A 15152-nucleotide genomic window follows, 5' to 3' on the forward strand; every position below is an offset into this window, starting at 1 on the left:
CGTCGCGACCTCGGTTGTGTCGGGGGTGGGCGCGGTGCCGTGGGTGGAGCGTGGCGATGCCGACGGCGACGGCGCCGAAGAGCTCGGGGTGGGGTGGAACAGCTTTGTCGGCGAGGCGGGGGCTGCTGGTTCGCAGGGGGCGGCGGGGCTGAGCTGCCCGGCGGGCATGGTGCTCGACGGGGGGCTGTGCAAGACCGCCAAGGTCGAGCGCACCGCGGCCGATCTCGTGTGCCCGCAGGCCGACGACGGCTACGTGGTGGTCACGACGCTGGGGGAGCTGGGGCCGTCTCATAGCTGCCAGAAGACGGTACCGGCGCACTGCACCGGCGGCAAGACGCTGCACGAGGGCCAGTGCCGCACCGCCACCGTGGAGCAGCGCGACGCGAAATGGAGGTGCAGCCAGGGCACGCTGGAGACCACGTTCTTGGATCCCGGCTACAGCTATTGGTGCCGCATCACGGTCGATCCGCCGCAGTGCACTGTCGACGGCGAGAGCTATCGCACGACGCCGGCTGCGGGCTGCTATGAGCAGGTCGAGTTTCACGAGACGCAGGGCTACACATGGATGTGCAGCACCGGTGTGCTGCAGGTCGACTCGGGCGATCACGGCACCGCCTATTCGTGCAAGATCACCTTGGCCAGCCCGACCTGCCCGGAAGGCGAGACGTACCGCAACGGCCGCTGCGAGACCCAGGAGACCTTCTACCGCACCCGCGGCTACACATGGACGTGCAGCGTCGGCACCAAGGTGACCACGTCGGGCGAGCACGGCACTTCCTATTCGTGCCGGATCACGCTGAACCCGCCGACGTGCCCGAACGGGGAGACGTACCGCAACGGCCGCTGCTATGAGCAGGAGTCCTATTACCGCACCCGCGGTTACACGTGGACGTGCAGCGTCGGCACCAGGGTGACCACGTCGGGCGAGCACGGCATTTCCTATTCGTGCCGGATCGCGTTGAGCCCGCCGACGTGCCCGGCAGGGGAGACCTATCGCAGCAGCGGCTGCTATGAGCAGGAGTCCTATTACGATTCGCGGCCGCTGCGGTACTCGTGCCCGGCCGGGTACACGCTCAAGACCTCGGGTCTGTCGCGTACCTGCACGAAGACCGAGACGTACCGCAAGCGAAGGTGCAGCTACGACCCGTTCGCCGGCCAGCAGTGCTGGTGGGAGACGCGCACCCGCACTTTGACCGCGGCTGTGGTCGAGTCGTGCCCGGCCGGCTACAGCCCTGACGGCACTGGCTGCACCGCCGACAGCCCCACCACCAGATGGAAGCCAACCGGCAGCACCCCGACCCGCTACCGATACACGCCGGCGGCCAGGTCGTGCCCGTCGGGCTGGTCGCCGTCAGGGTCGGTGTGCCAGTCCGACAGCCCCTCCACACGCTGGAAGCGCACCGCCAGCACCCCCACCCGCTACCGGTACACGCCGGCTGCGAAGTCGTGCCCGTCGGGCTGGTCCGACAACGGCGCCCTGTGCGAGTCCGACACAGCGTCCACACGCTGGAAAGCCACCGCCAGCACCCCGACCCGGCACCGCTATGTGCCGGCTGCCAAGTCGTGCCCCGCCGGCTGGTCCGACAACGGCATCCAGTGCCGGTCCGACACCGCCAAGCAGCGATGGGACCGCACCGCCAGCGTGCCGGTCACCAGCCGCACCGCCGACGCCGTCCGGTTCTGCGACACCGGCTTCGCGTGGAACGACAGCAGCGGCAAATGCGAGAAGACCCTCTACAGCGACCCCACCGCACCGCTCACCAAGCTGGTCGGCCGGCCGCCCACGCAGTCGTGCCCTGCCGGCTGGGACCCCGCAGGCGGCGGGCAGTGCAGCCGCACCACCCTGGGCGACCCGACCCAGACGCCGACCGGCGCGGCCTGCATCGACCGCCTCGGCACCCTCAAAGCGGGGACCGTCACGCGTACGGGCACGCTGGGGACGGGCTGCGTGTCGCTGCGCAAGGGCGACAAGCAGTCCCCCCACTGGGCGCGACGGTTCTCGCTGAGCGTCGCCGCCGCGTCCAAAGCCACCGTGGCCGCATCGTCGTCCGCGGCGGACACGTTCCTGTACGTCCTGTCCGGCAGCGGGTCCGACGTCACAGAGGAAGGCTCCGACGACGACTCCGGCACCGGAACCGACGCCAAGATCACCGGCATCGCTCTGGCCCCCGACACCGTCTACACCGTCGAGGTCACCACCCCCACACAGAACATCACCGGCGCGTTCACCCTCACCCTCACCATCACCCCAGACCTGCCGGCGGTGCAGATCACCGGCCTCGCCGACAGCCACGGCATCGGCCAAGCCCACGCCGCCCCCAGCGGCGGCTTCACCGTCCAGCCCGCCGACGCCTCGTGCACAGCGTCGCCGCCCGACGCCAAGATCACCGCCGGCAACGGCGCGAACCGCACAGTGTCGCTGACCCGCAAACCGCCGTTCTCACAGGAAGTCACCGTCAAATGCACCGCCACCGGACGCTCCGAGGGCACCGCCAAGGCGACCCTGCGCGGCCACCAAGCCATCGCCGGCCTCTCGATCGCCGCATCCGCATGCAAGGCGACTTCTGACGGCACAGCCGATTATGCGTGCACCGTCCCCGCGGACGGCACCGCCACGCTCACCGGCACCACCCAAGGACCCCACAGCGGACTGTCGCTGTCCTGGGCTGCTACCGGCGGCGCGAAGATCGACAGCCAGACCCAGGCCAAGACCCAGACCGCAGCGCCCAGCGCCACGCCGGTCGTGTACTCACGCACCGGCACCGCCGACATCTCATGCACCGCGGACGGATCCGTCACCCTCACCGCCACCGCCGGAACCCACACCCGTGCTGTCACCGTCGCAGTCACCTGCGACAAGCCGCCGCCCGACGTCGACTGCGACGACCCGCTCGGCACCCTGCCCGAAGGCACCACCAGCCGCAGCGGCACGATCACAGCAGACAGCAAGTGCACCACGGCGCATCGAGGCCGTGCGGGCACCTACTACACGCGCCGTCACACCTTCACGCTGTCAGGCCCTGCGCAGGTCACCGTCGACGTCGGCAACGACCCCGCCAACACGGCCAAGCTCGACACGTACCTGATCCTGCTCGACGGCCACAGCACCGCGGGCAAGGCGAACGCCCGCAACGACGACGGCGGGCCCAGCACCGACAGCCGCATCGCCAAGAAGCTCCCCCCGGGCGACTACACCGTCGAGGCCAGCACCTACCGCTCCGGCGCTGCGGGCCGCTACCAGCTCACAGCGAAGGCCGTCCACGACCGCAAAGTCGCCATCGCGGGGCTGGCCGACACGACCGAGACGGGCCTGGGCCAAGTGACCGTCACGGCGCCGTTCACCGTCACGCCCGCCGCGGCCGACTGCACTGCCGGCCCCGCCGCAGCCACAGTCGCTGCGGGGATCGGAGCGGCGGACCGCACCCTCACAGCCGACGTCACCGCGCCGGGCAGCCTGACGGCGACGGTGACCTGCACCGCGGCCGGGCACGGCGCAGCGAAACGGATAGTGACATTGACTGCCGAGCTCGCGACCGGTGTCATCGTCATCGGTGCGCGGGCAGCCGACGGCGGCGAATGCAAAACCGTGACACCGGTGCCCGACGGCGCCGGTGCCGCCTACATATGCACCATGGCCCGAGGCGGCGACTTCGAGATCGAAGCCGAAGCCACCGCCACCGCCGCAGCGCTCACCGTCTCGTGGGCGGCGACCGGCGGCGTGACCGTCGACAGCCAGTCCCAAGGCACCGTCACGACCACGGTCGGACCCGACAGCACCGTCCTGCACCGCAGAATCGCCACAGCAGCACTGAACTGCACCACGAACGGCACCGCCGCCGCCACAGCGACTCTCGGCGACAGCACCAAAACTGCACACCTCACCGTCAACTGCCTCACACCAGTCGCCGTCACCGGCCTCGCCGACGCCAGCGAGACCGGCGTCGGCCGAGTCGCCGTCACCGCGCCGTTCACCGTGGAACCCGCCACAGCCCGATGCACTGCCAGCCCCGCCGCAGCGACGGTCGCTGCGGGAACCAGCGCCGCGGACCGCACTCTCACCGCCGACATCGCTGCGCCGGGCAGCCTCGCCGTCACCGTCACATGCGAAACCGACGGCTATGCCGACGCGACACAGGCTGTCACCCTCACGGCCAAGCTCGCGGCCAGCGTCACCACCGTCGGCGCCCGCGCCATTACCGGCGGCGACTGCAAGACCGCCGACACGGTGCCCGACGGCGCGGATGTGGCCTATACATGCACCATGGCGCGAGGCGAAGACTTCGAGATCGAAGCAGAAGCCACCGCCACAGCCGCCACCCTGACCGCGGCCTGGGCGGCGACCGGCGGCGCCGCCGTCAAGACCCAGACCCAAGGCACCGCCACGACCACGGTCGGCCCCGACGGCACCGTCTTGTACCGCCGCACCGCCACAGCGGCACTGAACTGCACCGCGAACGGAACCGCCGCAGCCACCGCCGCTCTCGGCGCCAGCACCAAGACCGCGCACCTCACCGTCAACTGCCTCACGCCGGTCACCATCAGCGGCCTCGTAGACACCGCCAAGACCGGCAGCGGGCAGGTCACCGTCACAGCGCCGTTCACCGTCACACCCGCCAACGCCGCATGCACCGCAGAGCCGAGCACTGCCTCGATCGCCGACAGCGGCAACGGCAAGCGCACCCTCACAGCGAAACTCGACGCGCCCGGCAGCATCGCCGTCACGGTCACCTGCCGCCGGGACGGCTGGGCGGCCACATCGCAGACCGCCGCACTCACCGCCGCTCTGCCCTGCGGCGATCATCTCGGCCGGCTGCGCAGTGGCAGGGTCAGCCGCAGCGGCACCATCACCGCCGATGCGGCGTGCACCACCACGCACCGCGGCAGCGGCACGTTCTACGCACGTCGGCACACGTTCACAATCGGCAGCCCCGGCTGGGTCACCGTCAACCTCAAGAACGCCAACGGCCAATACAGCACCCGGCTCGACACGTACCTGATCCTGCTCAAAGGCACCGGCGCCACAGCGACCGTCATCGACGAGGACGACGACGACGGCCACCGCAACGACAGCCGCCTCACCGACATCTTCCTCCAGCCCGGCACCTACACCATCGAAGCCACCACCTACCGCCCCGCACACACCGGCAAATACACGCTCAACCTCAACGCCACCGTCACCGGACTCAAGACCGACTACAACGCCATCGTCGGACGCGAACTCAAAATCGACTTCGAGACTGGGAAGTTCACCCCGAGGGTGTCGGTTCCAGCTTCGAGCCTGAGCGCAACCGCGACCCGAACTGGCACCATGGCGACGCTTTCGGTAACGCCCGCCCGTACCGGAGACTTCAGCGTCACACTGTCATTCAGCCGTCCCGCAGAAACCTCGCGCAGTGGCTCCTCCGAGGCCCGAGCCCAGCGGGCGGAGTCAAGCGACTCTGAGGACACGGCCGATGTGGGGATAGGCGTCAACTGCCCTAATGGACAGGTGCCGGGGCCCCATCCCAACGGTACCTGCCTATGGGACACCGATGAGAAGTTAGCCGCCATCAAGATCGGTAAGAACGAACGCGGCAGCCAACTCTATGAGGTTACCCCCGCACTGCTTGACGGTGCCAAGCGGGTCGCCGCGCAGGCCTTGGTGGGTCACCCTGGGTGCGGTATGGGCGACGGACAGCTTGCTGCGGCGATGATTGCGATCGGCTACTGGGAGTACCCGATCGAAGTCAACGACAGCAATCAGCGAGTCCCGGCACGGTCATTGATGACCCTTTCGCGCTCGCACAGGGATCGCCATCAGGCGCTGTACCCGGACAACGAGTTCAAGGAAGTTGTCGATGTGGGAGCGTTTTGGCACCCCGGTGTGGGTTACTGGCAACTTGATTGGTGGCCATCGGAGATGGGTCACGCCGAGCGTGCCGACATTGATAAGGGCGGACTTGCAGTAGCTACGAATCTTGCGAAAGAGTACTGCAGCCCAAGGTCGGGCGAGTCAGAAGAGGAGAGCCTCGGAAAGTTCTTGGACGGAACCACGAATCGAGGTGGTTGGAACGCATGCAAGGGTGCTACTAAAGGGGAGCCGCTATGCTACGAGACGTACCAGAAGATCTATCTGGGCGTCGAGTCGTTCAGCGGTGCCGAGCGGCTTTGGGTGACCACCACGGAGAACACCGGCGATGACCACAGAAGCGGCGGCGGTGTGCATCGTATGTCTTGTGGGTTCGGTGCCACGGGCACGGACTTCCCGTGTTGGCTATACGACACCGATAGCACGTTGATCGAGGGTGCATTCAACGGCAATAACAAGCGCGGGGTCACAGGCGGTGACAGTCCGTTGGCGGCCCCATTCATGTCGTTTGCATACGGACCTGAGACCAACAAGAAGAACTTTGCGGTTTTTCCCCAGTCATTCGCCTACCCGGCTGGCGCGACGGGCGATCGGGTCACATGGATCAAGGTCGTGCCCACAGATACCAGAGTGCGCAATACGGCGGCTTCCTCGTGGCATGAAGACGACTTTGACGAAGACGGCAATGATGACAACGACGACAAAGAGCTTTATGTGAATGTCTGCCAGCTTCACATCACTGGTATTCCCGATCGATGTGAGCGGTTGAGCAGTACCAGCCCATTGTTCGCCACCAAGGTCCGCGCTGCCTATCCGGGCCAGCCTCCTGGGACTGATCGGTGAGTCCCTCGGCACCTGCGGCGCGAGCCAGTCGTGTTCGGAAGCTCATGGTGGCTGCAGCAGGTGCCACGGCATTGTTGGCTGGCGCTTGTTTCACTAACGTAGATACGCACTCCGCGACGGACCCTGCAACTGCCGCTGGGTCTGGGGTGTCGGCGCGAACGCTGAATGGCGCGGTGACATCGGTGGCCTCGACTGAGATAGCGATCAATGTTGAGGCCGCAACAGTTGAGCGGCCTACGACGGAGATACCGACGACGACGCGCACTTGGGTGGAATTCGAGACGGTGCCCTCGCCGCTGGTGCATCACGGCCTGCGTGTGCCACAAGGCGACGCCGATACCAAAGGTGCCATGTTCGAGATCGACGCGGCGGCATCGCAGAGCCGGCAGGAGAGCGAGGCCGCAGGGGTGATCTTGGACTTGTGCCGCTTGGAGGATGCCCTCATTGCAGAGCATTGGCCGAATGAGGTGCCCGAGCCGGGCGAGCTTTCCCTACCCGAGCGGCGCGAGTTGGCCCGCAGTTTCCTTGGGCGGGACTGCCGCGGCGCTGATACTGCCCTTGCTGAGCCGTTGCTTGGATACTGGCCGAGCCGCTATCGCGTTTTTGGCACGTACGGGCTCGAAGGCACCTTCTTTCCTACCCGCGATGAGGCAGTTGCGTGGTATGAGCGGCATGAGGCGGCGCAGCAGATGCGTTATGGGGCCACGCTGCCGCGCGGCGCGGAGTTGTATGGCAGCTTTGGGTATTCGATCGAATACTCGGGGCGCGACAACCCGGTCGATGAGGTGCGTGTGCTCGACGGCACGATGGGTGTGACCGGCGGGGTGCTGCGAGGTCTGGTCCGGAACTGGTCCAGGACCATGTGGGCCTACGGTATGCGGGTCGAGGCGGGAGGTCGGGAGTTCTTGTGGCCGTTGTCGATCCAGCCCGGTGAGGTTGCGCCTTTCGAAATCGACGACTGGGATGGCCCCGCCGATCCTGGATCGATCGACGTAGCGGTCTTCGCTGAGATGTCCAACGACGGTGACGTCTCGCGTGCCTGGTGGATGGCGCCTTATCCGCAGGTCATGCAGTCCGATGCCTGGCAGCAAGCGCCCGGCTGGTACCGCGCGCCGCCTCAGGACGTCCTGGACGATCTGCCCGCAGACACCGAGAGGCTTGTGTCAGCCAGCGCCCACTACAGCCTCTCCGACAACCGTCCTGATTCTCATCCAAGCTTGCACGGTGAGCTCGCCGAGGATCTTGAGTTTGAGTTGGCCGTGTTCGTAGCGTTCTTCGGCGACGACGGCATTGTGCTTGACGTGCAAGCTGTGACCCCGTATAGCGAGGGGCGTCGGCTGCTCGCCCCGCCCGATGGCGTGTTGCCACGCGGAGCCGAGTACTCCGTCGATTCCTATGGCGAGCGCGACGGCCGGGTCCACTACGCCCCGTTCGCGGTGCGTCGGTACCCGGTCCCAGAACTGGGGGTGCGGGGAGTGAGCGTCTTGTTCGACGGCACCGCCGATGCTGACTGGGTGATGTGGATTGGCGCCGACCACAACGCCGCTGCGTCATGAGAACGGTTGCCACGATTACGACTGAGCGACCGTCGTCACGTCGGTCGCGAAGCGGTGCAGCGTGCCTCTCGCTGGCAGCAGTCTTCGCGCTCGGCCTAGCCGCAACAGGCTGCTCGGGCGACGGGGTCACTGCCGTTGAGAGTTCGGCAGCGCCGATCGATCTCGCCACGACGGCAGTGACCGGCTCTACGGACGTGGACGGCTTGGTGGGTGCCGTCGCTGAGGGTGGTGATGTGCATGCGGCTGCGACGCTGCGGCCCGGGGCGGGCGTCAAGGTCACCGCAGGCATGCAATCGGAAGGTTGGTCGCGCTTCCGGGCTGAGCTGTACAGGCAGCTTCTGAGCGAGCTGGGCTTTGAGGTTTCAGACCCGTGGGAGATGGGCCCGAATGTGGCGTACCTCTGGATGGCCGCTGGCGATGTGGATTACTGGACTGACGGGCGATTCCCGTCTCATCAGGTGTGGCTCGACGGCGCAAGCTACGACGGATCGAGGGTGGGGGATCATGTCTCGGCGGTGGGCGTTCAGATGCCAGTGGGCAATGTGCTGGGCTGGCTGATCTCGAAGACGTTCGCCGACGAGCACGGTGTGTTCACCATGGATGACCTGAACCGCGACCCGACCGCCCTAGGCGAGTTCGACGTTACCGATACTGTGCCCGGAAACGGCAAAGCCGACGTGCTCTCGCTGGGAGGAATCTACGACAGCATCTCCGAATCACAGGCGGCGTTATCAGGTTGGGACAACATCGCATTCGTCAGTTTCGGCGAGGAGGTATTGAGCGAACGCGCCGTGAACGCAGCGAACGCGGATTATCCCGTAGTGATGTTCGTGGGGACGCCCTCGGCGTTGACAGCGACGCTAGAGCCAGGTAGAGATGTGTATTGGCTTGGCGTCGAGGACTTTCTGGATACCTCGAACCCTCTAGGGCACATCGAGGGAGAACTGTTCTCTCAGGCAACCCGCGGACACGACGGTGCTGGCGGCTACGCAGCGATCAACGCCCTGCGGTGCCCCGCTGCGGCGTCGCACCCCGACGGGCTGTGCCCACTTGGCTGGGTCGCCAATGACATGGCCGTAGCAGCCAGCAATGATTTCCTTGCCGCGAATCCCGCAGCTGCGACGCTCCTCGAAGCCGCGACATTCTCCCAAGCAGACGTCTCGCAAGCCCTTGCGCAGCAGGCCGATGGCAGCGATCCCTCTGATCTCGCTGCTGAGTGGATCGCCGTCAATCGTGCGTCGGTCGATGAGTGGCTGACCGCTGCCCGCGCTGCGGCTTCCGGCGGATAGGTGAGCGCGACGCTGACGTGCGCTGGCGACGACACGGCCACGATGATTGTGTCGCATGCGGGTGTGTTGGTGGCATCGCGGTGGATCCGCCGACGTGCCCGAACGGGGAGACGTACCGCAACGGCCGCTGCTATGAGCAGGAGTCCTATTACCGCACCCGCGGTTACACGTGGACGTGCAGCGTCGGCACCAGGGTGACCACGTCGGGCGAGCACGGCATTTCCTATTCGTGCCGGATCGCGTTGAGCCCGCCGACGTGCCCGGCAGGGGAGACCTATCGCAGCAGCGGCTGCTATGAGCAGGAGTCCTATTACGATTCGCGGCCGCTGCGGTACTCGTGCCCGGCCGGGTACACGCTCAAGACCTCGGGTCTGTCGCGTACCTGCACGAAGACCGAGACGTACCGCAAGCGAAGGTGCAGCTACGACCCGTTCGCCGGCCAGCAGTGCTGGTGGGAGACGCGCACCCGCACTTTGACCGCGGCTGTGGTCGAGTCGTGCCCGGCCGGCTACAGCCCTGACGGCACTGGCTGCACCGCCGACAGCCCCACCACCAGATGGAAGCCAACCGGCAGCACCCCGACCCGCTACCGATACACGCCGGCGGCCAGGTCGTGCCCGTCGGGCTGGTCGCCGTCAGGGTCGGTGTGCCAGTCCGACAGCCCCTCCACACGCTGGAAGCGCACCGCCAGCACCCCCACCCGCTACCGGTACACGCCGGCTGCGAAGTCGTGCCCGTCGGGCTGGTCCGACAACGGCGCCCTGTGCGAGTCCGACACAGCGTCCACACGCTGGAAAGCCACCGCCAGCACCCCGACCCGGCACCGCTATGTGCCGGCTGCCAAGTCGTGCCCCGCCGGCTGGTCCGACAACGGCATCCAGTGCCGGTCCGACACCGCCAAGCAGCGATGGGACCGCACCGCCAGCGTGCCGGTCACCAGCCGCACCGCCGACGCCGTCCGGTTCTGCGACACCGGCTTCGCGTGGAACGACAGCAGCGGCAAATGCGAGAAGACCCTCTACAGCGACCCCACCGCACCGCTCACCAAGCTGGTCGGCCGGCCGCCCACGCAGTCGTGCCCTGCCGGCTGGGACCCCGCAGGCGGCGGGCAGTGCAGCCGCACCACCCTGGGCGACCCGACCCAGACGCCGACCGGCGCGGCCTGCATCGACCGCCTCGGCACCCTCAAAGCGGGGACCGTCACGCGTACGGGCACGCTGGGGACGGGCTGCGTGTCGCTGCGCAAGGGCGACAAGCAGTCCCCCCACTGGGCGCGACGGTTCTCGCTGAGCGTCGCCGCCGCGTCCAAAGCCACCGTGGCCGCATCGTCGTCCGCGGCGGACACGTTCCTGTACGTCCTGTCCGGCAGCGGGTCCGACGTCACAGAGGAAGGCTCCGACGACGACTCCGGCACCGGAACCGACGCCAAGATCACCGGCATCGCTCTGGCCCCCGACACCGTCTACACCGTCGAGGTCACCACCCCCACACAGAACATCACCGGCGCGTTCACCCTCACCCTCACCATCACCCCAGACCTGCCGGCGGTGCAGATCACCGGCCTCGCCGACAGCCACGGCATCGGCCAAGCCCACGCCGCCCCCAGCGGCGGCTTCACCGTCCAGCCCGCCGACGCCTCGTGCACAGCGTCGCCGCCCGACGCCAAGATCACCGCCGGCAACGGCGCGAACCGCACAGTGTCGCTGACCCGCAAACCGCCGTTCTCACAGGAAGTCACCGTCAAATGCACCGCCACCGGACGCTCCGAGGGCACCGCCAAGGCGACCCTGCGCGGCCACCAAGCCATCGCCGGCCTCTCGATCGCCGCATCCGCATGCAAGGCGACTTCTGACGGCACAGCCGATTATGCGTGCACCGTCCCCGCGGACGGCACCGCCACGCTCACCGGCACCACCCAAGGACCCCACAGCGGACTGTCGCTGTCCTGGGCTGCTACCGGCGGCGCGAAGATCGACAGCCAGACCCAGGCCAAGACCCAGACCGCAGCGCCCAGCGCCACGCCGGTCGTGTACTCACGCACCGGCACCGCCGACATCTCATGCACCGCGGACGGATCCGTCACCCTCACCGCCACCGCCGGAACCCACACCCGTGCTGTCACCGTCGCAGTCACCTGCGACAAGCCCGACGCGGCGGTGGCGATCAGCGGTCTCGCGGACGCGACGGAGAGCGGTTACGGCACGGTGACGGTCAGCACCGGGTTTACCGTCGCGCCCGCGGCGGCCCGCTGCAGCGCCGTGCCCGCCACGGCGACCGTCACAGCAGGCCAGAGCGCGCAGGAACGCACCCTCACAGCGGACGTCGCCGCGCCCGGCAGTCTTGAGGTGACCGTCACCTGCGAAGCCGACGACCACGTTTCTGCGTTGCAGACAGTGACCTTGTCGGCGCGTGACGCGTGCGTGTCCGACCTCGGGCTGCTCTCGACGGGCAGGACGATAGCGAGCGGCGAGCTGACCGGTGACTGCGTCTCGCAGCGGCTGTCGCGCCGGGGCCGTGTCTACTATGCGCGCTGGCACACGCTCACCTCCGCCAATCCCGGCTCGCTGCGCATCACGGTGGACGACGACGGCTCGAACACGCCCGTGCTAGTCACCTACGCGCGGCTGATCGACGGGCACCAGCGCGACGGCAAAACGCTCGCCGCCGGGCGAGGCACCACGGGCGACCCCGCGAGCCGCATGCAGGTGATGCTGCCCGGACCGGGCCGCTACATGATCGAGGCCACCAGCGCCCAGCCCGCCGGCACCGGCGGCTACACACTGACAGTTGAAGCGTTCCTCGGCGTGCGCATCGACGGGCTCGACGGCGGCCGACGCGTCGGCGGCGGCCCTGTCGCGGACCGCTTCACCGTCTCCCCGCCCGACGCCTCGTGCTGGCCCACCACCCGCACCGCCGCCGTCACCGCAGGCGACGACGGCCAGCGCACCCTCACCGCGAACCTCGCCGGGCCCGGAGCCATCGACGTCACCGTCGTCTGCAGCCGCATCGGCTACAGCACAGCCGTCGCCACCTCGACGCTCACCGCGCTCACCCCTGTCACCGATGTCACGGTGAAGGCAGCGGCCGACGGATCGTGCATCAAGTCGGCCGGCCCGCTCGACGACGGCATCGACCAGAAATATCGGTGCACGATGACACGCGGCGACAAGATGGCCCTCAGCGTCGACGCGACCGGCCCCTCAGTGCAGATGGCCCTCGGCTGGACGGCCGCCGTCGGAGTCGGTGTGACCTCCAAGGAAGGCGATCTGGACGCATCGGTAGTGGGCGATGCGGTGGTGTTCTCCCAGGCCGGCACCGGCATCGTGACTTGCACCACCGGCGGGGACATCACACTGGCGGTGAGCATCGCCGGCGCCGTCGAGCACACCACGACGATCTCGGTCACCTGCAGACCGCCAGTGCAGATCACCAACTACAGTCCAGGCACCCGCGACGGAGCCGGCGCCATGTCGGGCAGCTTCACAGTGTCCCCCATATCAGCGGACTGCTCCGCAGCCCGTGCTGGGGGCATCGGCGGGGATCCTGTGCCCGGGGGCAGCGGCGCGAATCGGACGGTATCGGTGACCACTACTGCGACGGGCTGGCTCGACATCGAAGTCGAATGCCGCAACGACGGATACGCCACGGCGACTGCCGCAGCGAGGTTCGTGGCACGCGACGAGTCGAACTGCGTGTCGCCGCTGGGCGTTCTGCGGCACGGCACGCGCACGTTCACGGGTTCGCTGTCGGCCACCAGCTGCACCTCCAAGCAGCGCCTGGCAGGCTCCAAGGCCACCTTCTACGCCCACCGCTACACGTTCACGCTCGCCAGCTCCGGCTGGGTCAGCATGGGCCTTGAACCCACCGACACCGGCACCGATGCCCTCGACACCTACCTGCTGCTGCTCGACGGCCACGGATCGGGCGGCACAGTGCTCGACAGCCACAACAACCTGCGCGGCGATGCCACCGGGCTCGACGACGTGTTCCTTACCGCTGGCGACTACACCGTCGAGGCCACCACTGCGCTCAGCGGCAGCACCGGTGGCTACCGCATCGCCGTGGAAGGCGACTTCGCAGTGCAGTCCGACGACTTGCCCGCCACCCTCGCCGCCACTGTCGGCCAGACCGCCAAGCACCGCTTCGACTACCTGCCCCACGATGCCGCGGTGACCGTGCAGAGCGTTAGCCCCGTCGGGCTGAGCGCCTCGGTCACCGCCGTGCACGGCAGCGCGGCAGTGAGGCTCGTGCCCGACAAGGCCCGCACCACCACCGTCACGCTCGCGTTCACCGCGTCAGGGCACACCAGCACTGAAACCATCATCGTCACCAGCTACTGCGCGACCGGTTACCGGCCCAGCTCCGAGGGCACCTGCCAACCCCTCACACCCACACTTGACGAAGCCTGCTTCCAGACCATGGCCGACGGTCGGGTGAATGCGTTCGGACGGCAATGGCGTGAGACGGTTGTTGCAAGGATCTACGAGAATCAGTGTGCATCTGTGTCCAGAACAGGGCGCGTTGCTGCCTACTACGAACTCAGCGTGCCGTCGGGTGTGACATCGCGTGCGACCTATGAGATGGAGCTTGATCTGTATGTGCGTACCGACGAGCCGCCTATCGATCCATTCGCCCCCATTCATTGGTACAAGTCGCTGCCGGACATGGATGTTGTCCTTTGGCCGCTCGGGAGCGACGGCCGGCCTGGTGCTCCGGTCGCGTTGAGGCTCTCTGAGGAGCCGACGAATCGCCGGCAGCGGTTGGTTGCGAATGTGCGGGCCGGTGATTATGTGGTGGAGGTCATCCCCCGATATGAGACGGCACCGACGGTGCAGCAGTTCCCAGAGCTCGCTTACAAGTTCACACTCGCGGTTCTGACGCCGTCGGCTCGCCAGCATCTGGAGGATGTGTTCCACTTAGGCAATCTCCGTCGCGGCGGCAAGGGCGCGACTCTGGCGGGGTTCCTTGATGCGCGGGGCACGCTGCGCTACGGAGCCTCCGAGGAGAATCCCACAGACGACGACGACGACGATCTGTTCGATCCTGAGAGCGCGCTGTATCCGTGGCTCCAGTTCGGCGTCGACCGCTGCAGCATTCCTGCGGGATTGATCGGGTGGGTGGAAGACCGGATCCTCGACCTCGCGCACGACTATCACTTGTACTTCGTCCAGGATTTGATAAACGAGGAGTACCTCGTCGACTACGCGGATTTCTACGGTGTGGAAGTGCCGATCGTCTACGCGTGCATGAGACACGATTTCAATTGGAAGAACCCGTATCGCATCAAGGTTCACTTCGATCACAACACTGATCGAGGCATCTGGAACAGCCAATTCGTCGGCGAAACCAACCGACGTATTCGAGACGACATCTTGATTCTATGCAATGCAAACCAAAGGACTCAGGTGGAGACCTCGACTCGATACACGTGGACACTTGATCGTAGAGGACTGGAAGACTGCACAGACATAGCCAAACTAATTCAGTTCGGCCTTGATTTAGTTCCAGTTAGCTACTCAAGATATGAGAATCAAGGCTAGTGCAATGCTCTGTGGAGGACAGAACATGCAGAATAGCATAAGTGAAACTTCTGTTGCCCTTAGCAGGCGTTTGAAT

General features: G+C 66.9%; 4 protein-coding genes. All 4 read left to right on the top strand.

Annotated features, from left to right (window positions below; genetic code table 11):
• The first annotated feature begins 16 nt into the window (after positions 1 to 16).
• Positions 17 to 6691: a hypothetical protein gene (locus tag ACOQPE_RS10965; RefSeq protein ID WP_420608950.1), complete on the top strand. Its 6675-nt coding sequence runs from the start codon at positions 17 to 19 to the stop codon at positions 6689 to 6691.
• A gap of 269 nt (positions 6692 to 6960) precedes the next feature.
• Positions 6961 to 8247, top strand: coding sequence for a hypothetical protein (locus ACOQPE_RS10970; RefSeq protein ID WP_420608951.1), 1287 nt, complete (start codon positions 6961 to 6963; stop codon positions 8245 to 8247).
• Between the two features lie 176 nt (positions 8248 to 8423).
• On the top strand, positions 8424 to 9536 hold the full coding sequence (locus ACOQPE_RS10975; RefSeq protein WP_420608952.1) for a glycine betaine ABC transporter substrate-binding protein: 1113 nt from the start codon (positions 8424 to 8426) through the stop codon (positions 9534 to 9536).
• 80 nt (positions 9537 to 9616) lie between these two features.
• Positions 9617 to 15076 carry a hypothetical protein gene (locus ACOQPE_RS10980; RefSeq protein ID WP_420608953.1) on the top strand — a complete coding sequence of 1820 codons (5460 nt, stop codon included), beginning with the start codon at positions 9617 to 9619 and terminating at the stop codon, positions 15074 to 15076.
• The last annotated feature ends 76 nt before the right edge of the window (positions 15077 to 15152 follow it).

Source organism: Candidatus Poriferisodalis sp., assembly GCF_965219595.1.
Classification (GTDB): Bacteria; Actinomycetota; Acidimicrobiia; order Acidimicrobiales; family Poriferisodalaceae; genus Poriferisodalis.